This is a genomic window from Exiguobacterium acetylicum DSM 20416 (assembly GCF_000702605.1).
In the GTDB taxonomy this organism is placed as follows: Bacteria; Bacillota; Bacilli; order Exiguobacteriales; family Exiguobacteriaceae; genus Exiguobacterium_A; species Exiguobacterium_A acetylicum.
In genome coordinates, this window is the sequence record NZ_JNIR01000001.1 from 1,301,456 (window position 1) to 1,322,067 (window position 20,612).

Annotated in this window: 26 protein-coding genes; 13 read left to right on the forward strand and 13 right to left on the reverse strand. The window is 45.1% G+C overall.

Annotated elements, in window-relative coordinates:
- Positions 1 to 31: 31 nt before the first annotated feature.
- Both P401_RS0107155 and P401_RS0107160 read right to left on the reverse strand, forming a co-directional pair.
- Complete coding sequence (locus P401_RS0107155) at positions 32 to 460, reverse strand: hypothetical protein (protein WP_029341880.1); 429 nt, start codon at positions 458 to 460, stop codon at positions 32 to 34.
- 328 nt (positions 461 to 788) lie between these two features.
- Positions 789 to 1,190, reverse strand: a complete 402-nt coding sequence (locus P401_RS0107160) for an RrF2 family transcriptional regulator (protein WP_029341881.1) — start codon at positions 1,188 to 1,190, stop codon at positions 789 to 791.
- Positions 1,191 to 1,481: 291 nt separating this feature from the next.
- Here P401_RS0107160 and P401_RS0107165 point away from each other — a divergent pair, with 291 nt between their 5' ends.
- From P401_RS0107165 to P401_RS0107200, 8 genes are all read left to right on the forward strand, one after another.
- Complete coding sequence (locus P401_RS0107165; protein WP_029341882.1) at positions 1,482 to 3,797, forward strand: sensor histidine kinase; 2,316 nt, start codon at positions 1,482 to 1,484, stop codon at positions 3,795 to 3,797.
- Positions 3,787 to 4,092, forward strand: a complete 306-nt coding sequence (locus tag P401_RS0107170; RefSeq protein ID WP_029341883.1) for a hypothetical protein — start codon at positions 3,787 to 3,789, stop codon at positions 4,090 to 4,092. The genes P401_RS0107165 and P401_RS0107170 overlap by 11 nt, the downstream gene beginning before the upstream one ends.
- A 12-nt stretch (positions 4,093 to 4,104) precedes the next feature.
- Positions 4,105 to 4,656, forward strand: coding sequence for a cysteine hydrolase family protein (locus P401_RS0107175; protein WP_029341884.1), 552 nt, complete (start codon positions 4,105 to 4,107; stop codon positions 4,654 to 4,656).
- Positions 4,657 to 4,658: 2 nt separating this feature from the next.
- The gene (locus P401_RS0107180; RefSeq protein WP_029341885.1) at positions 4,659 to 5,798 is read left to right on the forward strand and encodes a M14 family metallopeptidase; all 1,140 of its coding nucleotides are present in this window, start codon (positions 4,659 to 4,661) and stop codon (positions 5,796 to 5,798) included.
- A gap of 84 nt (positions 5,799 to 5,882) precedes the next feature.
- Positions 5,883 to 6,764, forward strand: coding sequence for a manganese catalase (locus P401_RS0107185; protein WP_029341886.1), 882 nt, complete (start codon positions 5,883 to 5,885; stop codon positions 6,762 to 6,764).
- 5 nt (positions 6,765 to 6,769) lie between these two features.
- The gene (locus P401_RS0107190) at positions 6,770 to 6,988 is read left to right on the forward strand and encodes a hypothetical protein (RefSeq protein ID WP_029341887.1); all 219 of its coding nucleotides are present in this window, start codon (positions 6,770 to 6,772) and stop codon (positions 6,986 to 6,988) included.
- Positions 6,981 to 7,274 (forward strand): spore coat protein, encoded by a 294-nt coding sequence (locus tag P401_RS0107195; RefSeq protein WP_029341888.1) that lies wholly within the window; start codon positions 6,981 to 6,983, stop codon positions 7,272 to 7,274. Before P401_RS0107190 ends, P401_RS0107195 begins: the two co-directional genes overlap by 8 nt.
- A gap of 74 nt (positions 7,275 to 7,348) precedes the next feature.
- Entirely contained in the window at positions 7,349 to 8,464 is a 1,116-nt protein-coding gene (locus tag P401_RS0107200) for a hypothetical protein (RefSeq protein WP_029341889.1), read from the forward strand.
- Between the two features lie 42 nt (positions 8,465 to 8,506).
- On the opposite strand, the gene P401_RS0107205 is transcribed toward P401_RS0107200, so the two are convergent.
- Positions 8,507 to 8,896, reverse strand: coding sequence for a thiol-disulfide oxidoreductase DCC family protein (locus P401_RS0107205; RefSeq protein ID WP_029341890.1), 390 nt, complete (start codon positions 8,894 to 8,896; stop codon positions 8,507 to 8,509).
- Positions 8,897 to 9,098: 202 nt separating this feature from the next.
- Between P401_RS0107205 and P401_RS0107210 the strand changes: the two genes are divergently transcribed.
- Positions 9,099 to 9,842 carry an SDR family oxidoreductase gene (locus P401_RS0107210; protein ID WP_029341891.1) on the forward strand — a complete coding sequence of 248 codons (744 nt, stop codon included), beginning with the start codon at positions 9,099 to 9,101 and terminating at the stop codon, positions 9,840 to 9,842.
- Positions 9,843 to 9,895: 53 nt separating this feature from the next.
- On the opposite strand, the gene P401_RS0107215 is transcribed toward P401_RS0107210, so the two are convergent.
- From P401_RS0107215 to P401_RS18580, 4 genes are read right to left on the reverse strand one after another with little or no spacing between them, the layout of a single operon-like run.
- Entirely contained in the window at positions 9,896 to 10,354 is a 459-nt protein-coding gene (locus tag P401_RS0107215; RefSeq protein ID WP_029341892.1) for an NUDIX hydrolase, read from the reverse strand.
- Positions 10,326 to 11,051: an alpha/beta fold hydrolase gene (locus P401_RS0107220; protein WP_051656278.1), complete on the reverse strand. Its 726-nt coding sequence runs from the start codon at positions 11,049 to 11,051 to the stop codon at positions 10,326 to 10,328. Before P401_RS0107220 ends, P401_RS0107215 begins: the two co-directional genes overlap by 29 nt.
- Entirely contained in the window at positions 11,041 to 11,454 is a 414-nt protein-coding gene (locus P401_RS0107225) for an RDD family protein (RefSeq protein WP_029341894.1), read from the reverse strand. Before P401_RS0107225 ends, P401_RS0107220 begins: the two co-directional genes overlap by 11 nt.
- A 12-nt stretch (positions 11,455 to 11,466) precedes the next feature.
- The gene (locus P401_RS18580; protein WP_156323149.1) at positions 11,467 to 11,634 is read right to left on the reverse strand and encodes a hypothetical protein; all 168 of its coding nucleotides are present in this window, start codon (positions 11,632 to 11,634) and stop codon (positions 11,467 to 11,469) included.
- Between the two features lie 125 nt (positions 11,635 to 11,759).
- On the opposite strand from P401_RS18580, the gene P401_RS0107235 reads away from it, so the two are divergent.
- Positions 11,760 to 12,683 carry a zinc-dependent alcohol dehydrogenase gene (locus tag P401_RS0107235; protein WP_152548186.1) on the forward strand — a complete coding sequence of 308 codons (924 nt, stop codon included), beginning with the start codon at positions 11,760 to 11,762 and terminating at the stop codon, positions 12,681 to 12,683.
- On the opposite strand, the gene P401_RS0107240 is transcribed toward P401_RS0107235, so the two are convergent.
- Entirely contained in the window at positions 12,665 to 13,261 is a 597-nt protein-coding gene (locus P401_RS0107240; RefSeq protein ID WP_029341896.1) for a glyoxalase/bleomycin resistance/dioxygenase family protein, read from the reverse strand. The two genes, P401_RS0107235 and P401_RS0107240, sit on opposite strands and share 19 nt — an antisense overlap.
- Positions 13,262 to 13,993 (reverse strand): DUF5694 domain-containing protein, encoded by a 732-nt coding sequence (locus tag P401_RS0107245; RefSeq protein ID WP_029341897.1) that lies wholly within the window; start codon positions 13,991 to 13,993, stop codon positions 13,262 to 13,264. It lies immediately after the preceding gene.
- Between the two features lie 109 nt (positions 13,994 to 14,102).
- Between P401_RS0107245 and P401_RS0107250 the strand changes: the two genes are divergently transcribed.
- Positions 14,103 to 14,453, forward strand: coding sequence for a hypothetical protein (locus P401_RS0107250; protein ID WP_029341898.1), 351 nt, complete (start codon positions 14,103 to 14,105; stop codon positions 14,451 to 14,453).
- Between the two features lie 131 nt (positions 14,454 to 14,584).
- Here P401_RS0107250 and P401_RS18845 read toward each other — a convergent pair whose 3' ends face one another.
- Complete coding sequence (locus tag P401_RS18845; protein ID WP_236627090.1) at positions 14,585 to 15,223, reverse strand: phenylacetate--CoA ligase family protein; 639 nt, start codon at positions 15,221 to 15,223, stop codon at positions 14,585 to 14,587.
- A gap of 12 nt (positions 15,224 to 15,235) precedes the next feature.
- Positions 15,236 to 15,937, reverse strand: a complete 702-nt coding sequence (locus tag P401_RS18850; RefSeq protein ID WP_236627091.1) for a phenylacetate--CoA ligase family protein — start codon at positions 15,935 to 15,937, stop codon at positions 15,236 to 15,238.
- A gap of 172 nt (positions 15,938 to 16,109) precedes the next feature.
- On the opposite strand from P401_RS18850, the gene P401_RS0107260 reads away from it, so the two are divergent.
- Complete coding sequence (locus P401_RS0107260; RefSeq protein ID WP_029341899.1) at positions 16,110 to 16,964, forward strand: AraC family transcriptional regulator; 855 nt, start codon at positions 16,110 to 16,112, stop codon at positions 16,962 to 16,964.
- Between the two features lie 59 nt (positions 16,965 to 17,023).
- Here the strand turns inward: P401_RS0107260 and P401_RS0107265 are convergent, their stop codons facing one another.
- Both P401_RS0107265 and P401_RS0107270 read right to left on the reverse strand, forming a co-directional pair.
- Positions 17,024 to 18,373, reverse strand: a complete 1,350-nt coding sequence (locus tag P401_RS0107265) for a phenylacetate--CoA ligase family protein (protein ID WP_029341900.1) — start codon at positions 18,371 to 18,373, stop codon at positions 17,024 to 17,026.
- A gap of 245 nt (positions 18,374 to 18,618) precedes the next feature.
- Positions 18,619 to 19,008: a hypothetical protein gene (locus P401_RS0107270; protein ID WP_029341901.1), complete on the reverse strand. Its 390-nt coding sequence runs from the start codon at positions 19,006 to 19,008 to the stop codon at positions 18,619 to 18,621.
- Between the two features lie 156 nt (positions 19,009 to 19,164).
- Between P401_RS0107270 and P401_RS0107275 the strand changes: the two genes are divergently transcribed.
- Positions 19,165 to 20,589 carry an NAD(P)H-binding protein gene (locus P401_RS0107275; RefSeq protein ID WP_034786012.1) on the forward strand — a complete coding sequence of 475 codons (1,425 nt, stop codon included), beginning with the start codon at positions 19,165 to 19,167 and terminating at the stop codon, positions 20,587 to 20,589.
- Positions 20,590 to 20,612 lie beyond the last annotated feature (23 nt).

Below are 20,612 nucleotides of genomic sequence, written 5' to 3' on the forward strand. Positions count from 1 at the left end.
GAACCACTAATATGGGCTCGACCTGCTTTGTTTAATAAGACGTTCGATCGTCATTTATGACGCTTTGAAAACGTTCTGTGAATCGATTGATTGCCTCTTCCGTGTCTAAAATACCTGAAAACCAGATCTTCTTGTTCTGTGAAAATGTAAGATGCAGTGAGTCATGTATCGTGGATTGCACTTCAAGCATCGCAATCGTATCTGACTTCATTAACGTCTTTCGTGATAGAGTGACCAGTTCGTTCGTCAACGTTTCGCGTGTATCTTCTGACGTCTTTTCATGGAGAAGATCAACTGTCTTATGAAGCAATACGGCTTTTGAGACACGTGATAGATTCAACTCACGAATTTCGAACGTGTAGGCGTCCTCATGTTCATGCTGACGCTGGACGACGAATCGTGGAGAATGCACTAGGTGTTGAATGAAGTGAACGAACATTTCGATGGTCATTTCGGACATACCGAAACCCTCCCTTTTACGTGGATCAATGAACGAATGCCTTTAATCCTTTATCTGAATGGACAGTAAGAGTCCTGTATAAAAATCAATCAGGTGAATTGGAAATATCCCCTCCTCCCTGTAAAGTTATACCACAAAAACAAGTACAAAGTGTACATGTTTTTGTTTCAAAATTAAGATTCGATTAGCGTCCGAATCTTGTTTATAGTAACATAAAAGATACTAGTTTTAATCATAATTACCATCATCATGTGATAAAAATCTGAATGACTAGATTATGTACACGGATAAAGAGTCAGAGCTCGTTGATCCCACTCTGACTCTTCCTTCAATCGATCATCGTTGGCGCGATTAAATCTTGTAACGTGTATGCCTGCAACGCATCCGTAAAGGACATGAATGCTTGATCGAACGCTTGTCGTGTGTTTTGCAAACTACCATTTTTATTTGGAACTGTCACATTTTCAAGATAGGAGACTTCTTCAAATAAATGAACAATTTCTCCTAACGTAATCGTCTCTGGGGATTTTGCTAATTTGAATCCACCATTACGACCTTGTACGGAAATGATGAGACCAAACTTGCTCAATGAATGGACAATCTTCATCAAATGATTTTTAGAAATATCATAATGGGTTGCCACTTCCTGAATTTGTACGAGCCGAGTCGGATGCGACGCTGCGAAAATAAGCACACGAATGGCATAGTCCGTAGAGCGAGTCATCTTCATCCATTTCACCTTCTTTTTCTTTCCTTTATATAAACATAGTACAGAAGCTCACTCATTTTCACAATCAATAGTATGGTTTAAAGTGTCACTTCGAGTGATTTTGCACATATGTATATCGTTTATCTTAAAGGATATGAAGTGTCAAAATCTAGGGATTTTTTCGGAAAGAGGCAAAATGATATTTGGATCGATGAATCAAATCATGCAGATTATTGAATGTCTATGATAAGATTTCTTTAAACATGTATTTTTAGAGTTTGTTTCTATATCTTTTTAGAAAGAGGTCTAGTCATGAAGTGGCTCTCATCAAGTATGTTTCATCGATTTTATATCTTGTTACTCTCAAATTTCTTGATTTTTGCAAGCATTGGCGCCCTAACCTTTTACTTTTCTCAAAAAGAACTCGAGCAACACCGTGCTTCATCTCAAGAAATAACACTACAAAAAACGAAAGCTCGTACGCTTTGGAATGAAGCACAGCAAGTAAATCTTCAAATTCAACAAGTTGACTTTAATGATCAATCTGATCTCAAGCAGGTCAAGCAGCGGTTGGAACGTTTTCAACGACAGGTTCAATCATTTAATCAACGCTACTCAAATCCAGCGGACGAACGCTTTATACATCAACTCGTTCAATTTGCGAGATTTTTGGAACTGGAACTCACGTTGCAAGTACTCACGGATAATCAAAAGCTGGTTCAACAATCTGACTCCTCTATCAATGACTATTTTCGATTGATTCATGATGAAGAGCGAAAAGCGCAACAGTCACTACAACAAAGAACCGTTGAAGTTTTACGTTATGCTTTTGGTGTGATGATCATCGCTTTTTGCCTTCTCAGTTACTTGATTTTACGACTTGTGCGGTCTTTTCGAACGGACTTACTCGATCTCGTCGATCAAACGAAACAACCTGATCGATTGGAACATCATGATTTCCAGAACCGCCACGATGAGATTGGTTCACTTGGGCGATCGATGCAACAAATGACGACATTGCTCGCATTTGAACATCAGCAAACGCAAGCTGTTAATTCACAACTTCAAGAGTCTTTCTATCAACAAAAAATAATTGAGCGACAACTTCAATTTCAAAACCAGTTAGCTACTCAAATTTTACGCCATCAATCAATGTCAGGTCTTCACACTTGGCTACAAGCAATCGGTAGTCATTTTCGGGCGACGCATATCCATTTTTCACCACAGTCGGAAAGTTTTGAACCTGTACATATCGCCTTATCAGACGAACCGACATTTGACCAAGAGCGGCTAGAGTTAGAAGCGAAGACTGAGTTAGATACATCGCTCCATCTAATCGAGAAGGAACAATCGACGTTGTGTGCTCTCCCTTTACACAGTCCGTCAAAATTCATTGGTACATTGACGTTACAATTTCATCATCGTTTCACCGAGACAATCGCACTTCAGAAAACGACACATTTATTAAATATCGGATTGATGCGGTTGCTTGATGATATCCGTATAAAAGATCATCATCAATTAATTCAACGTATCTTAAATGGTCTTCGAGAAGCTATATTGTTCGTCGATGTGACGAACACAAATATCTTTACGAATCACATGTTCCATCAATTGTTCCCGAACTGGTCACCTTCTGAAAAACAATCCGAAAACTTAGCATTCGTCATCGAAACTTTCGAACCGTTGATTCTCGAAACAGATGCGTTATATGCCTATGTCGAACAAATCAAAGCAGGCTTTGAGCACGCAACAGTCGTTCCTGCTCAGGATTTTTCAATGTCAGACGATCGTCATGTAAGACTTTATACAGAATTTTTGTCCGATCGACAAGGGATTTTATTTGTTTTTCGTGAACGTACGGTTGAAGTCAATTATGCCAAAAGGGAGCAAAATTTCATTTCGGTTTTATCTCATGAGCTACGAACGCCGCTTGCGTCCATTGAAGGGTTTAGCGAACTGATGTTACATCGGACGTTGTCTCCTTCAAAACAGCGCAAATATCTAGAGACGATGCGGAGTGAGACACAGCGACTTAGTCAACTGTTAACCGAATTCCTTGATTATCAGCGACTCAGTCATCAAAAAGAATCATATCAGTTAGAATCATTTTGCATCGAACATATGCTCATTGAGTTAACGGAATGGTTGAACGTCACGACATCGACGCATCATATACAAATCGAAAGCGATGGTCCTTGCCTGATCACGGCTGATCCAGAAAAAATCCGGAGAGTCTTATTAAACCTCCTGAATAATGCAATAAAGTACTCTTCAGCCGGTTCGAACATTCAGGTCTCGTTAGCGTGCTGTGAAGCTGAAATCGTCATCACCATTAGCGATGACGGGTATGGTATTCCCAAAAAAGATCTTCCCCATCTGTTTGATCCATATTACCGCGTCGAACATGAAGATCATCTCCAAGTTCAAGGAACAGGTCTCGGTTTACCGATTTGTAAGGAAATCATTGAAGCGCACGGCGGACGGATCACCGTTCATTCAGAAATCGAAAAAGGATCCGACTTTTTTATCCGTTTACCTCGTGATGAAGAGTGGAACACAACCAATAACATGTATAAGAACAGTATGAATAATCTACAACTAGGAAGTGAAGAAAGTGGAAGCTGATTTAAATCAAATCGTTCGCTGTTTAAATCAAGATTTTAAACAGCAAAAAACTGTCTTCAGTGCAATACCCTTAAAAGAGACCAATCCCTGCATCGTCTTGATGGAAGATCACCGTAAAAGACGGATGGAGGATGCCTTGTATCAATATCCTGATTTCATCGCAGAGTTGGAATCACTCATTTATCGTTGTTTAATTGATGTCCGGGGAGCCCGTGAATCAGCCTCCCCTTCGGAGATTTTTATCTCTAAAGCCCAGCTTTATTCGCCGTATCATTATTTAGTCACCTTTTTATGAGAGGAGTCCGCCATGACTGTTCAAGAAAATACAGCATTGTTGATCATCGATGTCATCAATAAGATGGATTTCGAAGGAGCTGAGCAGTTATTGCAACAGACGCTCCCTGTCCTCGAACCACTCTCAAAATTAAAACAACATTGTAAACGTCAAAACATCCCAGTGATTTATGTCAATGATAATTTTGGTCTGTGGCAAGAGAATGTTAACCAAATCATTGATGAGTGCCGCGGTGGTCTTGGCGATGTACTCATCGAAACAATGCACCCAGAAGAGAACGATTACTTCATCATCAAGCCAAAACATTCAGGCTTTTTCGGGACCCAACTTGATATTTTATTGAAGCATTTGGAAGTCTCACGTCTTATCATCACCGGTCTAACGACAGATATGTGTATCTTATTTACTGCAAACGACGCTTACATGCGAGAATATGCTATTCATGTTCCTGAAGACTGTACGGCAGCAGAAACCGCCGTTGCAAAAGATCATGCTTTAGAAATTCTCAGTTCGACATTATCTCTTGATTGCTCTTCAAGTTTAAGTTTGATGAAGGGGGAATAACGATGTTGCATTATTTTTCTGGTACGTATGAAACAGCACGCCAACGTTTCAATGAGACTTCGAAGGAAATGCTCTCTCGGTATTATCCGAAACTTATTCATGAATCACTCAAACAACAAGGATCGCTTTGTTCCGATTGGTGGCATGGGCAATCCGGTAACAATTCAACATTATTGATCCTAACGAGTGGGTTACACGGAATTGAAGGATATGCAGGGAGTGCCATGCAACTTCAATTTTTATCAGACCATATGAAACAGCTAAATACGGGAGAAGTCGATGTTTTGCTGATCCATGGTATTAATGCGTACGGGATGAAACATCATCGTAAAGAAACACATCATAACCTCAATTTAAATCGAAATGCGATTCACGATTTTTCAAAGGCAGATTTACGTAATCCAGGTTTTGATGACTTACAGTCTTTGTTCATAAAACGACCAGGTTCAGGGCGTCGTCTGGATTATGTGCCGTTTACGTTACATGTCTTATACGACTTGATTCGTCTAGGTCCACATGCGTTTTTAAAGGCTGCGACACTAGGACAATTCAAACATCCGACCGGATTCTATTATGGCGGACGTACGCCAGACGCTTACTTCTCTGACGTATTAAGTCGTCTCGTCGATACCCTATCTACTTACCGACACGTCGTGATGCTCGACTGTCATACTGGTTATGGACCAGCGGGGCAAGTCCAACTCGTCATGTCATCGGATGATCCAAGACACGCAAAGGAAGTAGAAGGATATACACATTACCCGATTGTCGATCAACCACGAGATCAACAGTTTTATGCGATTGAAGGGGAATGGTTAAACTATCTGTATCAAGAAACAAAAAAGCGCGATATCGGTTTTTTAGGTTTAACCGTAGAGTGTGGGACGCTTGGAAAACATCCTTTCGCCCTACTCCGAACATTGAAAGCAACGATTGATGAAAATCGTCTCTTTTTCAATCAAGCAGTTGCCCCTCGACGGATTAGAGAGCGGTTCGATGCACTTTACATTCCTAAAAATAAACAGTGGCGACAGTCCATCTTGAATGAGACATCCTTCATTTTCAATAACATCACCGAGTGGGTCAATGAACCTAAAAACAACACTTTAATTAACCGATCACTTCAGCATAACGAAAAATAAGGTGAAAACAGGTTTGAAAGAAACTGATTAAGGTATATAACATGTGTAACTTTTATATGTTTAAAACTTAAAGGGGGTCTTTTCATGTTTCGTCATCAAAAGGAATTACAATTCGAAGTCAAGGTAGATCGACCCGATCCAAAACTTGCTCGGGCCGTGCAAGAGGTACTCGGTGGACAATTCGGTGAAATGACGGTCATGATGCAATATCTCTTCCAAGGCTTCAATTGCCGAGGCGAAGAAAAGTACAAGGATATGCTGATGGATATCGGGACGGAAGAAATCGGACACGTTGAGATGCTGTGTTCCCTTATTTCTCAATTGCTCGACGGGGCGTCACCGGATGATCAGGCAGAAGCTGCCAAAGATCCGGCGACAGCAGCAATTCTCGGGGGAATGAATCCTCAGCACCTACTTGTCAGCGGTCTCGGTGGATTGCCATCGAACGCAAACGGCATTCCATGGAACGGATCCTATATCGTCGCCAGTGGTAACTTATTGGCAGACATGCGCTCGAACTTACATGCTGAATCACAAGGTCGCCTTCAGGTCGCCCGCCTCTATCATATGACGACAGATGAAGGCGTTCGTGCTACCTTCCGTAAAATGCTCGCTCGCGACCGATATCACCAGTATCAATGGATGGCTGCGATCGAAGAACTTGAGACAAAAAACGGAATCGTCGTGCCGGCTACTTTTGCACCAGAAGACGAAATGGAAGCGCAACCGCATGCTTATGAGTTCTGGGACCTATCGGAAGGAACAGCTTCAAAAGAAGGTCGCTGGGCTCAAGGGGAAGCACAAGATGGAACTGGTGAATTCGTTCATCTAGAAAATCCTGCACCGCAAGGAAACATTCCGAACATGAAGGTACCAGCACACAAACTTCATCACGACCTAGCAGAAAAAACAGGAATGCAAAACGTTAAAGATACTGTCAAACGGATGTTACATGATAAGGAGTGAGACCGATGGCTAAATCACCACTTGCAATCCATGAAACACTCGAAATCCATGAAATCATGACGATGAAACAAGCTTGTCTCGTTAAAGCTGTTGCTGTTCGTTCTTTTGTTAAAGATGAGACGCTTGAAAAATTGATTGCTCAAGACATCAAAGATAGCGAACAAGCATTAAACGATTTACAAAGGCTATTGGCAGATCATGAAGGAGGCGGTTCTCATGAATGAAGCTCTTCAATCCATTAATCGTCCCAGTAAAAAACGAGACGAGTTGATTGCGACAGACTTCTTGATCAGCAGTAAATCACTTGTCCGTGCTTATGCTGTCGCGATTACGGAAACGGCTTCTCCTGATGTGCGGAAAGTCTTGACCGAACAACTGAACAAAGCCATTCAGACTCACGCTGCGATCGCCGGATACATGATCGATCACGATATGTATCACGCGCATGACTTGAAAAAACAATTAAAACACGATCAAGAAAAACTAGAAGTCGCTAAAGGATTATTATGACGTTCCCCCTTCCCTTCTGATCCTGAAGTGGAAGGGGTTTTCTTTCAGAATTCGTGTAAGGAGCGATCAGTCTCATGATTGACATCAATCACATTCAAATCAAACAAAGTGGAGAAACCGTTTGTCTCACCTGGGAAGGGACAAGTAACGTCCGTCTCTTATTAAATGGTAGACCCTGTTTCATTCAAAACTCGAATAGCTATCAAACGGAGACACTTCCTTTATTTGAGCCTTTGTCATTCGAACTGATCGATTCAGATTCGAAGACACGCATCGTCACCGCGCTTGTTTCAAGTACAGATGATTTGTTCTGGAACCGAAAAATGACTGTCCTGATCCAACAAGATCATGCTGTACGACTGTTATGGGGTGAAATTCCAGAAGTATCGCATTATACGGTATTTCAAGATGGACATCGGTTAGGTCAAACTATGATACCCGAGTGGCAAGGAACGATTGACCCTGAACGGTTTACACGTTTCGAAATCCGGGTGTTACGTCCCATTTCTAGAAAAGCGATGCCGTTCGCACGGACAATCGAGAAGTTCGCCCGCGTTACGAATCAGATAAAACAAGAACAAGACCGGGAACGAGAATTTGAACAGTTCGTGCTCTATTTTTCTTTGTATCCACTATCCGCTTCACATATGAAGGTTTCTTCATACCGATTACGTGTACTGACGTTCATTGCTCCTCCGATTCTCGTGAATCCGAATCCGTTTTCTCCGCATCGATATTTTGAAGGCGATGCGCGACAATATTCGCCTTTTTCTAAAGAGTATCGCACCTTTACAGAAGTCCTGACATGTAGTGGTGAAACTACTCATCAACTATCAAAACAAGCAAATCCTACCCGCTCTTTTGATGCTCGCCATCAGTTATATCGAGAAGATGTTGCCTCGACACAGCGGGTCTATTTATCAAATCAATCACCAACTCGGTATACACTCCACCATTCTGTCGGTAATCCGCTCGTCGTCTCACCTAACATCGACTACGAGATCAAGGTGGCACATCGTTCAAATCTTTGGCGTATCGCAGGAACACATCTCCAATCACCGCATCATGAAGTGTACTTAGATGAAGGGGACGATTGTTTCGAGACGATTCACCAAGCCCATGATTTAGGTTTAAGTTTTCTCGGCGATCCGCTGCCGAGTTGTCACTGGTTACATGTGATGAATCAATGAACAGAGAGAAAGCCGCGACCGATTCGTCGCGGCTTTTCATATTTAGTCGTGAAATCGAGCACGTGTCTCCGGAGACGGCAGTGCACACTGCTGTTTTTGCCCGAACCAACGATGGCGATTATTTGCAACGAAGTCATAGACACGATCCCGAAGTCGACGTGGAACAATCCGAAGTATACTTAACAGATGCCACCCACCTCTTAAATGACCGGCAATCCGTAACGCAGCATCGGATTTAATATACGGTACACCTCGGTCAATCACAACGACACTGTCGATCGTTTCCGGGAGATGATGGCGCCTTACGAGTTCTTGCCCCGTCTCCCCTTGCAATGAAGCAAAGTCATGGTACCCTTGATCTCGCTTTAAGATGAACTGGACACTCGCGTCACAGAGATTACATTCCCCGTCAAATAAGACGATTGCTTTCATGATTGATTCATCCTTCCCTATCTGTTTAACAAATAATTTCGTACACTTTTTCTTTACCACACTTTAGGTCAAAACATGCATTTAATCAGTATGTTAAATCATGATAACGCTTTTGTTCATTGTCTTTCTTACGTTATACTGGTTTTGTAAACATTTGGAACCGTTCATTTATTTGAATGTATCTATGTAAAGGAGCGTACATATGACGAAACGACCGATTGCCATCGTGACCGGTGCCAGTCAGACACGCGACATCGGAGCTGCCATTTGCCGCCAGCTTGCCTCGTCCGGACATGACTTGGTCTTTACTTCTTTTAAAGCAACAGCGGATTGGGCGGCTAGTTTTACGACCGAACTCGAAAATCAAGGTGCCCGCGTCCTTGCGATCGAGCTAGATTTAGGTCAAGCAGATGCTGCTGACGATTTATTCGCACGCATTGAAGACTTTGGAACACCAAGCATCCTGATCAACAACGCTGCCCATTCGACGATGACGGATTGGAAAACGCTTGATGCAAAAAGTCTCGATCAACACTATGCCGTCAATCTCCGGGCACCGCTGTTGCTTGCGACACGTTTCACGAAACGATTCGCTGAAGCACATCTAACGTCCGGTCGTATCATTCAACTGACATCGGGACAAGATCTCGGTCCGATGCCTGACGAGATTGCTTACGCTACGACAAAAGGTGCCTTGTCGACATTTACAAAGACTTACGCGGCAGCCGTAGCACCGCTTGGCATCACCGTTAATGCGGTCAATCCGGGTCCGACAGACTCGACTTGGATGGATGAAGCAACACGGACAGCGCTTAAACCTAGTTTTCCATTCGGGCGAATCGGTGCGCCAGAAGACGTCGCACGATTGATCCAATTCCTCGTGAGTCCTGACGGTGACTGGGTGACCGGACAGATCATTCATTCCGAAGGCGGCTTTGAACGCTGAACATGGAGAACATAAAATCCCCCCTGATTTTTACATCAGGGGGGATTTTTGCGTTATCGAAAAACCGGACCCAGTTCCGTCAAAAAATCGTTCCAGGCTGTTTGATGCAACTCGCTATAGAGTTCTGGCATTTGGTCTCTTTCAAAAAAAGTAATATCGAGTGATTCATCGGAATCAATCGTCAATTGCCCCCCATTGATTCGGCAAACGAAAAAATGGACGATCGGTTGGGCGACATCCCCGTTTGGATACATCTCTTCGTACTTCGAATAGACACCACTCAAACGTTCAATCGTGACATGAAAACCGGTCTCTTCAAAAATCTCACGCTGTGCGGCTTCGACAATTGACTCTCCCAGTTCCAGTGCGCCGCCGGGAAAGCCCCATGCTTGTTGCTCTCGCCGTTTTTGAAGAAGAATGCGCCCCTCCTCGTCGAAGACGATGCCACCCGCAAAGTTCAACATCACTTTTTCTTGACCGACCTTACTGCGAAGAAAACGTATGTAGTCCATCTGTCGCCCCTTGAAGTTTGACGTGCTTCAGCCATGCAATCAGTTGCTTGATCATGGCATCGGTCACGGTATGGTTGACACCTGGAAAAACGTCTAATACGGTCGTTTGCGCCATACCTGCTTGAACAGCTGTCCCGTGATAAAACTGCTGGATCGATAGTGGAATGATGTCATCGGCATCGCCGTGCAGGAGCAATCGCGGACGCTCATCCATCACACTGATCGGATCGAGCTTCCATGGTACATCCTCCTGTTTGATGGCAGGTCGCCCGTCACGAACGCGGAATTGACGTTCCGCTTCAAGATAGGCACCGCCCCCATTGATCGCAACAAGCGCTTTAATCGGCTGACGTGCCATGATTCCATGGGCAATGAACCCACCCATCGAGACGCCGATTGCCATCACATCTGAAACATGCCAGCCTGATTGTTCGATGATAGCTGTCACTTCCGTAATCGATTGTTCGACGACCGTCCAAAAATAGGTCGTCGTTACTTCTTTATCGTAAGGGTCATCAAACGGTTCTCGTTGATCATGTCGAACGAGTTCCGGAATGAAGACATCGTATCCTTCGTCAGCGAGTTGCTCAGCAAACGCTAGATAAGAAACAGCTGTCCCACCCCAACCATGATAGAGCAGGATGGCTCCTGTTGGTTGAGAGGATCGGACGATATGGACATGAAAATCAAGCTTCATTTTTTAGCTTCTCCTGATTCAAGCGGACGATCGTTCTCGCGAAGTCATCTTCCGGTAATCGTTGTCCGTTCTCAAGAAACGGTTTCCAGTACGGTCGAATCTTAAATAGCGAGACCGTATCACGATAGACTGTTCGGCGGACGATTTGTTTTGTCGTCAACGGCAATCCGTTCTCGCTTTCGACCTGAATGCCACAGATCTGACCACCAATCGATTTTCCGTTCAAAAGTTTTAATTGCGCGACTTCTCCTAGAAAACTGATCGTCGGTTGTGTGACGACGGCGTGCACGACTTCTGACTTCACACGCCGTAATACCGTTTTTTCGATGACGACGGAAAGTCCAAGATAAACAGCTTGGTTGATAATATACGCACCGATTCGTCGTTTGGTCGTTGAATGCATGAATGGTCCTCCTTATACGTTAAAATAGACGACAGCGCCGAGTCCACTGACCGCAATCAGGTAAAAGACGATCGCGAGTCGCTTGTTTGCGGCAGAGATATCCTTTCGGACGAGGATCTTACTATACCGAAACGTCAAAAATGCGAACACGAGCAATGCCAAAATTAATAATGGTGCCATTTGATTCCCCCCTCTTCTTTTTTATTCTACATCATTTCTGGTTTCGAATTGTTATATTTTACAAGTAAAGTGGTATATGCTTGATCCATATGTAATCAATCCAACAATGAAATGAGGTTTACATGTTGAACACTACAACAATTTGCTGTCTTGTTGAGTCGAAGACGCCTAGTTATCTTGTTCGGGAACTGCCGCCGCTTGGCATCCATGACGTCCACGTCCGCACCTTAGCCGGTGCCATCAGTATTGGTGCCGAACTTCCCCAATGGCTGGAACAGGATATAACCGAAACCGTTTATGATTATCCACTCGAGACCGGATATGAAAGTTACGGCGAAGTGATTGCTGTTGGTGACGCGGTCCAAATCGTCAAGCCGGGTGATCGGATCGTCAGCTTCTATGGACATCAAGATCAAGCGATCGTTCCTGAATCGAAGGTCATCCCGGTTCCTGCTCACATTTCACCGCGTGAAGCTTTACTTCTGATCCTGTCTTGCGACGCGGCAAAAGGCGTCCGAAAGCTGACATTGACGCCCGATTCTAGCGTCTTAGTTTCTGGAATGGGTACGCTCGGTTTGCTGACGGTACATTACTTACGGCATTACTTTGATGTTTGTCAGATTGATATCATCGAGCCGCTTACGTCCCGAGCGGAGTTAGCGCGTCAATTAGGTGCACGTGTTGTCACACCGGGTTCAAGTATGTATGACGCCGCCATCGAATGTTCCGGACGTCAAGCGGCCTTTGCCGAGCTTCAATCCGCTGTCCGTCCTCATGGTTCAATCTGCGTCTTATCGGACGGCAACCGGGAAGCCTTGGCGTTGACGCCCGCTTTTCACGCGAAAGAACTTCAGATCGTTGCATCGAGTGACGGCTGGGACTACCGCAAGCACGCAGACTGGCTCTTTGCAGACGAGCGTCACGCGACATTGCCCGCTTTGTTCGAACACGAGACTTCGTTTTCGGAGCTCGCCAGTTGCTTCGCTGCCTTGATGGAAACACCAGATCTCCCGATTAAAGTATTCGTTGATTATGAGCAGACGAGCTGAACACCGTTCGGATCCGTACCTACTAGCGATACGTCGGAAAAGACTGCTTCTTGCAAGACGGTCTTCTCTCCGCGGACGGTTTGGATTTGTGACATCGGTTGATCGAACAGTTTCGCTAAATCCGCCTCTAATCCTTCTCGTGGCGTCGCCAGAACGAGACGCTCAAGTGTCGTTCCATCAGTATCCGCAATCGCATCTTCATGGATTTGCAGTTCAATCCGTAATCCGTATGGTGTCTGCAAGAACGTCCGACGCTCGTTCGCTTGGACCGTGAACGATAACGTTTCTGCGCGGTCGAGAATCGCTTGCACGTCACCAGGCTGAATCAAAAATCCGATGTGATCGAAGCGAACCGTTTTTCCGAATCCGATCGTCACGTTGACCGCCCCCCGTTTCATTTCGATGATTCGGAATAAAATTTGATCCGCTCGAAAATCATTCCATGACAGAGGTGGATTAAACGAAGAAAATTCTCCGTCCTTCTTCCCGATGCGCTGGGAAACGTGAAACCCGCGTGCCGTGTACCAGGCTTCTGTTTCTTCCAAATGTGGTGTCCAGATATGGTAGTGAAATAGCATTTACATACACTCCTTTTCGTTGTTCCAATCGTTCCACGTCATCACTTCGACTTGGTTCGATTCATTCAAGTACTGTCGTAATAACGGGAGGTGCGCAGCACCGTACAAACAGACGATTCGCTCGTTCGTCTGAGCGAGTTGCAGTAAACGATTTGTGATCTTTTGATTGCGGACTTGCCAGTAGCGTTCGATCCAAATCCGCCCGCTTTCCAGTCGTTCGATTTGATCATAGATTCTAGCCGACGCTGCAATCGTTTCTTCAGCGTGCAATCGGTCGAGCCATTCGGAGAAGGATAACTGCTCCATCGCGTGCTCTAACTGTTCTGTCCGCTTCATCTCAGCCGCGACGATCGTCTCAAAGGCTTCCGGATGATGTGAACGGACGATTCCTAAATCCGGTACGCCAGGTACGACTTCGTTCCAATCGACCCCATGGAGATGTGCTAATCCTGCCATCCGGGCTAAGCGAAAACCAATTTGTTGCCGTTCATTATCAGCTAAGTCGCTCTCGGATTGACAGGTTTCATATGTATGTTGCAAATCATTCATGCGTTCGGCTACCGTCTCAAGAGCAACGCCTGTCGGTCGAAATGCGTTCAATCGAGCAACGACTTCTTGGATTTCTCGTTGCCGTCGTTCTGATCTGACATCAAATATCGACGGACGAATCAGATCTCCATTGGTCGGGCGATCGAGATGGAACATGCCTAGCAGTAAAATCTGAGGTTTCATCTACCCCCCTCCTTTTCCTGATTTTACCTTATATTTGGTAAGGGAAGCGACTTTTACCTATCATGAATTTACGTTCCTATTCAACAAATACTCATATAAGGAGGTTCCGATGAAAAAGATATTTGTCATTGTGTTCATTGGATTTTTATTCGGATGCAGTCAAACCGGTACAGAGGACGAAGCTAGTTATGCCATGATCGTCATTGTGAATAACAAAGAGTATAACGGAACAGAAGCAGAATTGGATGCATCTAAGCAACAAGGAGAAAAAATTAGCACGATACTAAAGAAAACAAAAGCATATGAAATGCCCCAAGCGAACAGTCAATCGAATCTTTTTTCAGTCGGGTCCACCATCTATTCTGTTAAAGGAACAGAAGATTTTATCATCGTAAAAGACAAAGAAAATAAAAAATGGCTTTTACAAAAGGTAAGAGATATCAAAAACCATTTGAATTAATGAGGTACTTAACACTTTTAACGTGGTACCTCTTTAGAAGTACTAACAGCGGAGATGTTTTGTACTTTTACACGAGGTATGGTGAGAAGAATTTAGAAAGGAGACAGATGGCGCCATCTGTCTCCTTTCTTTTATCCTGTTAAGCTTGATTTGACGAGCAAGATCTTACCACTTTCCTCAGCATCGATATAAGAAACGGCTTGCACATCGAGATGGATATCACGACCGAATAAACGGTATAGCCGTTCCATCAGAAGTCGTTCGTCTGATTGACTGAACCGCTCTGCGTCCGGAACGTAGTAAATCGATACGCTATCCGGCGTCATTTGAACATATTGAATGCGTTCGATACTGTTTGGTAAGTGTTTGACGAGACTTGACAGTTGCGCTTCAAAAATCTTCTGCCCATCCGGTTTTTGGATGAAGGCGCGTCCTCTTCCGTCAATTGAATCAATGATTGGTCCTGGATGACCGCACGAACAGGTGCGTTGACTCAGCGTCATCCGATCGCCGACACGGTAGCGAATGAGTGGCGTCCCATGTGTATCAAAACTCGTCACGAGAATCTCCCCGTCTGTATCGAGTTCGATGATCCCCATCTCATGATGCAGATGTTTTTGACCAAACCGACATTCCGAAACGATTGGTGCCCCTTCAGACGATGCATATTGATCAAAAACTAGTCCGTGAAACACTTCTTCGATGACTTGGCGCTCTTCCGCATCGATCCGTTCAGCCGTCGGAAAAATCGCAATCGGTTGACACGTCAAGCGGATCCCTTCTCACTTCGCGAACCGGGCGAGCTCAATCATCGCTGACGGAAGACCATCGATCGTTTCTGGTTGAAAACGTTCGATGGCTTCAAGATACGCTGCCATCGTCCGTGGAGACAATCGTTTTACCGTGAACAAGAGCTGATTCGCCGCTCGATTCATTCGCCAATAGACGTCCACCTGTTGACGCTCGGGTACGAGATCCTGTGCCGTAAAGCTGATTCGTCGCATGCCACGGTAGACACCGTGGGTCGCCTTGAAATAATCCAGATGGGCCATGCGAATTTGCATATCCGGTATCGTATATCGTACTTGCAGTGACATGCCTGTCGTTCCGCCCGTTTTCCCTATGATTGGTGCAGGAATGTCCGTTTGAATTTCCGCCATCTTCGTTCGTAATGTTTCTTTTGATAATACAGGGATGTTTTTTAGTTCTGATAAGTCTTTGAACGGTAGGCGAATGCCATGTGAAGTGAAGAGCTGATGGTAATAGGGACTGTGTTCCGTACAGAAGTGAAGGAAGTCATTTAAACGATCAAGTTGTTCCGCTTTGACGTCGATCGTCGTATGTTCTCGTTCGAGGAGCATCCGGAACCGTTCTTGATAGGCCGGTCCATAACGTTCGCGATGCAATTGATACCCATAGAGGGTTGTGAAGAGGTGCTGGAGAAATAGAGGAGAGCGATTGTAGATCTGCTCTTTGATACCCATGTCATCACGTCCTTTCGCAAGGGAAGTAACGGTTTCGATGTCTCTACGATAGCCTATGTACCTGACAAGAATATGACAAAAATAAGGGAACATGCATCCTGACAAATTACTATCGCCTTGGACAGGTCAGACGATCATCGCTCTATTATACTAAAAACAAGGAGGTGACAAGATGTGGCTCGAATCAATTCAACGCGTCATTGACTATATCGAAGATCATTTAGAAGATTCGCTCGATCTCAACGTTTTGACAAGGGTGGCGCAGATGCAAACGTATCCTTTACAACGGACGTTTTCGTTACTTGCGATGATGACCTTACCGGAATACATCCGCGGGCGACGTCTGACGCTCGCTGCCCAACAATTGACACAGACGGACGAAAAAATCATCGATCTCGCCTTACGTTTTGGTTATGAGACGCCGGAAGCTTTCACAAAAGCTTTCAAACGTCAGCATGGTTGTTCGCCGACGTTGATGCGAAACGAGCGACGTCCGATTCACGCCTATAACCGCCTGAGTATTCAGGTGACTTTGAAAGGACTGGAGCAAATGGATTACCAACTCATCGAACGACCGGCTTTACAGATTTCAGGATGGCGAAAACATTTCCCGACGCAAGATGGCGCCCAACAGCAACTGATTCCGTTGTTTTGGAATGATGTGAATCGTTCTGGTCAAGACGCGATTTTGTTCAAACAAAACGATGGAAAGATCGAAGGTGTGATTGGTGTCTGCTCCAATTTCACCGAAGCATCAATGGATTATTGGATCGCGACAACGACAACGGAAGTCCTGCCCGGTCAAGAGACGATGACGATTCCGGCGAGTCTTTGGGCGACGTTTCCGGTCGTTGGTCCGATGCCGCATGCCATTCAAGAGATTTGGCAGCGTATCTATCAAGAGTGGCTCCCATCGCATGGATATGATCCTCTGCCTCACGCTGAACTCGAAGTGTATTCGGCAGGCGACCCGTCTGCCGCCGATTATCAATCTGCCATCTGGATTCCGGTGCGTCCGCGCGACTGATAATTTCAGGACATACGAAAAGGCGAAATCATCGGTGGTCTCGCCTTTTACGTTGTACGTCATGCATACTGTTGTTTAATCAGTAACGTTTTGCCACTGATTTCTTTCGGTATTTCGGGTACCGCGCGCATGACGACATTCAATTGTCCGTCAAACAGTCGGTCAAGAACGAAAAAGAGTTTTTTCTCATGTTCTTTCTCAAAACATCGTTCATCCGGAACATACAATAATACAATCTCGTCCCGCGTCTCTTGAATGTATTGCACGCGTTCGATACAGTTCGGGAACGCTCGAACGATTCCCGCGAGCTCCCCTTCAAAAACACGATGTCCGTTTCTGAGTTGAATGAAGCTTCTCCCTCGACCATCAATCGAAGCGATGATTGGACCTTGATGACCGCACGGACACGTTTCCTGACTGAGCGTCATCCGATCGCCGACGCGGTAACGGACGAGTGGTGTCCCGTGTGTATCAAAACTCGTCACGAGAATTTCTCCATCCTCATCGCGTTCAATGATTCCCATCTCATAATGTAAATGTTTTTTCCTATACGGACATTCGGCGACGATCGGTGCCCCTTCTGAAGACGCATACTGGTCATAGATCGGTGCATGGAAGACGTCTTCGACGAGTGCTCGTTCTTCTGCTGTCATCATCTCTGCCGTCGGGAAAATCGCTTTCGGTCGGAACGTACAGGTCATCCCATATTTTTTAGCATATCGTGCGACTTCAATCATTCCTGAAGGCAAACCATCAATCGATTCCGGCTGAAACCGATTCAGTTGTTCAATGTATACAGCAGCGGTTTTCGGATTGATATTTTTGATCGAGAACAGCATCTGATTGATGACTTTGTTCGTCCGCCAGTAGACCGGTGCCTTTTGTTGCGGCGAAGCGAGCGTTTGACCGGTAAAACTTGCACGGCGCATTCCTTGATCGACTCCATGGGTCCACTTGAAGAAATCGAGGTGTGCCATCCGGATTTGCATATCTTCCTTTGTATAATGCACTTGAATCGATTTACCAGTCGTCCCGCCCGTTTTTCCGAGAATCGGGGCATGGACGTGCGCATGGACGTCTTCATTTTGTTGCCGTAAGATTTCTTTCGTTAAAGGGGGAATCTGCTTTAGCTCGTCAATCGATTTTAAAGGGAGCTCTAATCTGATAGAAGAAAACAATTCCTGATAGTATGGACTATGCGTTTGGCAAAAAGAAAGGAAGTCGTTTAATCGATGCAACTGTTCTGCTCGAACGTCAATCGGTCGTCCTAACTTCTGTTTCAGTTCTTGTAAGCGTTGCTGGTAAGTTGCACCGTATCGTTCGTGGAACAGACGGCGTCCTTGTAAAGTCGTCAATAAGTTTTGAATGAAGATTGGTGAGTGAAAGTAGATCGATTCTTTAAGCTGCATGATGTCACTCCTTCCATAGTTAGACCACCTTTTACTGATACTTTCATCTTATTTCCAGTCGCTGCCCATCTCAATTAGTTCTTCGTGAATAAACTTAGCTTTTATTTTCATGGCGATTTATTTTAATGAACTCTAATTCACGAACATCTTCTTACCGATTCTTGAACTTACAATTTTTCTTCCCTCACAAAAAATCCGATCGACGAAGAGAAGTTCCTTCATCAATCGGATTCATAGTAGGGTCCTTACGATTTTGCGACTTTTTGTAACATTTGACATCCGTAAGCCCGCAATTTTATCGCTTCGAGTACGAGCGACATCTGTTGCTGATCCAATCGTTCAATCAGCTCGATGATCGTGATCGTCGTTCGTCCATTATACAGTTGAACGATCAAGTGAATGATTGCTTCTAACGCTGGATTCGGATAGGGTTCAGCTAGAAATTCACGGTCAAAAAACTCGCCACTATCCGGGAAAAAGTAATCCGAAAATCGTTCGAGCACTTGTGGCTGTCCTGTCGCAAGGTACAGCATCGAGACCATCGCTGCATCTTCCCGGTGTTTCGGCTTTAAGCGTCTCCACAACAGATCGAATCGTCGTTCATGTCCCTCTTGCATGAATTGTATCGTCTGCATGGTTGAAGCCCCCTTTATTTTCATTCTTCCTGTTGGTTCTCTATATTCATCTATTCCCTATTCCGTTCACCTGAATCGTCTTAGCATAATCTCTTGCGATTGAACCGACTCGATTGGGGGTACATTACAACAGATATAAGAGAGGAGTTTACATCCATGCCAACGCGTTTAGCTTTAGCCGGAGCCACCGGATACATTGGTCACAACCTACTGAATGAATTAAAGAAAAAATATGACGTCATCGCCCTTTCACGAAACGGTGATGATAAGGACAATGAGGAACGCGTCGAATGGCGATCGTGCGATCTCTTTTCTTTAAACGATACGATCGAAGGTATGAAAGGAGCGGACATCGCTGTCTATCTCGTCCATTCGATGATGCCTTCTGCCAAATTGACACAAGGATCGTTTGAGAACATGGATTTGCTGTTAGCTGATAACTTCGCCCGTGCCGCAAAAGAAAATGGTATCCGCCAGATTATCTACTTAAGTGGTATCATCCCTGAGGAAACAGAAGACCTATCACGTCACTTAAAGAGCCGACTGGAAGTCGAACGTGTCCTCGGTGCATACGGGACTCCAGTGACGACGATCCGTGCCGCGTTGATCGTCGGTCCAAAAGGCTCATCGTTCCCGATCTTATCGAAGCTCGTCAAACGCCTTCCCGTCATGGCACTCCCCCGCTGGACGCGCAACAAAACGCACCCAGTCGCCTTGTCCGACGTCATTCATGCACTTGGCGAAAGTGTTGATCGTGACGACGTGAAAGACCGGGCAATCGATATCGGTGGTCCGGAAGCGATGACTTACAAAGAGATGATTCTTAAAACGGCAGATATCATGGGAAAACGACAACCGACGATCGATATTCCTTTACTGACCGTTAAATTATCCCGCCTCTGGGTGACGCTCGTGTCCGGGGAACCAAAAGAAACCGTCTATCCACTTGTTGAAAGCATGGTGCATGAGATGGTCGCAGATCCAGAAAAAATGGTTCCAGGCATCAGTGACGGTAAAATCACTTTCGAACAATCGGTTCGGGATGCGTTAAAAGAGGAAGAAGAACAAAAAGGCTCTTCCTCCTCGTCGTCTTCGACACCAGACGTCCTAGACGTTCGTTCAGTCCAACGTGTCCTTCTACCGAAGGATCGTGACGCCGATTGGGCAGCCGATGATTATATGAATTGGTTGTCTTCGTTTGCCCGTCCCTTCCTATCGTCAACTGTGCAGGATCAAGTCGTCGGAATCCACATTCCATTTTACGAACAACCACTACTTGAATTGACGAAGGAACCGGTCCACGACCGACAAATGGCGACGTACCGGATTACTGGTGGACTGTTCGCGAAAGTCGAGCAAGATAGCCGTGGTCGGATTGAATTCCGGCAAATTCCTGGTACACAGGAATGTATCATCGCCATCCATGAATTCGTGCCCGCGTTGCCTTGGGTACTCTATAAAGCAACGCAGGCGAACGTTCACTTGCTTGTGATGTACCTCTTTAAATTACACTTGTTGCGTCGGATTCATTCGACGGAGCAAGAATCGACAAGCGCAGACGAAATCGTTCCGTCATCTTGATCACGATCACACGATCCGCCTCT

Bases quoted from the DNA above. Each gene is read 5' to 3' on its own strand.
- P401_RS0107155 (WP_029341880.1), bottom strand. From the start codon at position 460: ATGTCCGAAATGACCATCGAAATGTTCGTTCACTTCATTCAACACCTA.
- P401_RS0107160 (WP_029341881.1), bottom strand. From the start codon at position 1,190: ATGAAGATGACTCGCTCTACGGACTATGCCATTCGTGTGCTTATTTTC.
- P401_RS0107165 (WP_029341882.1), top strand. From the start codon at position 1,482: ATGAAGTGGCTCTCATCAAGTATGTTTCATCGATTTTATATCTTGTTA.
- P401_RS0107175 (WP_029341884.1), top strand. From the start codon at position 4,105: ATGACTGTTCAAGAAAATACAGCATTGTTGATCATCGATGTCATCAAT.
- P401_RS0107180 (WP_029341885.1), top strand. From the start codon at position 4,659: ATGTTGCATTATTTTTCTGGTACGTATGAAACAGCACGCCAACGTTTC.
- P401_RS0107185 (WP_029341886.1), top strand. From the start codon at position 5,883: ATGTTTCGTCATCAAAAGGAATTACAATTCGAAGTCAAGGTAGATCGA.
- P401_RS0107190 (WP_029341887.1), top strand. From the start codon at position 6,770: ATGGCTAAATCACCACTTGCAATCCATGAAACACTCGAAATCCATGAA.
- P401_RS0107195 (WP_029341888.1), top strand. From the start codon at position 6,981: ATGAATGAAGCTCTTCAATCCATTAATCGTCCCAGTAAAAAACGAGAC.
- P401_RS0107200 (WP_029341889.1), top strand. From the start codon at position 7,349: ATGATTGACATCAATCACATTCAAATCAAACAAAGTGGAGAAACCGTT.
- P401_RS0107205 (WP_029341890.1), bottom strand. From the start codon at position 8,896: ATGAAAGCAATCGTCTTATTTGACGGGGAATGTAATCTCTGTGACGCG.
- P401_RS0107210 (WP_029341891.1), top strand. From the start codon at position 9,099: ATGACGAAACGACCGATTGCCATCGTGACCGGTGCCAGTCAGACACGC.
- P401_RS0107215 (WP_029341892.1), bottom strand. From the start codon at position 10,354: ATGGACTACATACGTTTTCTTCGCAGTAAGGTCGGTCAAGAAAAAGTG.
- P401_RS0107220 (WP_051656278.1), bottom strand. From the start codon at position 11,051: ATGAAGCTTGATTTTCATGTCCATATCGTCCGATCCTCTCAACCAACA.
- P401_RS0107225 (WP_029341894.1), bottom strand. From the start codon at position 11,454: ATGCATTCAACGACCAAACGACGAATCGGTGCGTATATTATCAACCAA.
- P401_RS18580 (WP_156323149.1), bottom strand. From the start codon at position 11,634: ATGGCACCATTATTAATTTTGGCATTGCTCGTGTTCGCATTTTTGACG.
- P401_RS0107240 (WP_029341896.1), bottom strand. From the start codon at position 13,261: ATGCTATTTCACTACCATATCTGGACACCACATTTGGAAGAAACAGAA.
- P401_RS0107245 (WP_029341897.1), bottom strand. From the start codon at position 13,993: ATGAAACCTCAGATTTTACTGCTAGGCATGTTCCATCTCGATCGCCCG.
- P401_RS0107250 (WP_029341898.1), top strand. From the start codon at position 14,103: ATGAAAAAGATATTTGTCATTGTGTTCATTGGATTTTTATTCGGATGC.
- P401_RS18850 (WP_236627091.1), bottom strand. From the start codon at position 15,937: ATGGGTATCAAAGAGCAGATCTACAATCGCTCTCCTCTATTTCTCCAG.
- P401_RS0107260 (WP_029341899.1), top strand. From the start codon at position 16,110: ATGTGGCTCGAATCAATTCAACGCGTCATTGACTATATCGAAGATCAT.
- P401_RS0107265 (WP_029341900.1), bottom strand. From the start codon at position 18,373: ATGCAGCTTAAAGAATCGATCTACTTTCACTCACCAATCTTCATTCAA.
- P401_RS0107270 (WP_029341901.1), bottom strand. From the start codon at position 19,008: ATGCAGACGATACAATTCATGCAAGAGGGACATGAACGACGATTCGAT.
- P401_RS0107275 (WP_034786012.1), top strand. From the start codon at position 19,165: ATGCCAACGCGTTTAGCTTTAGCCGGAGCCACCGGATACATTGGTCAC.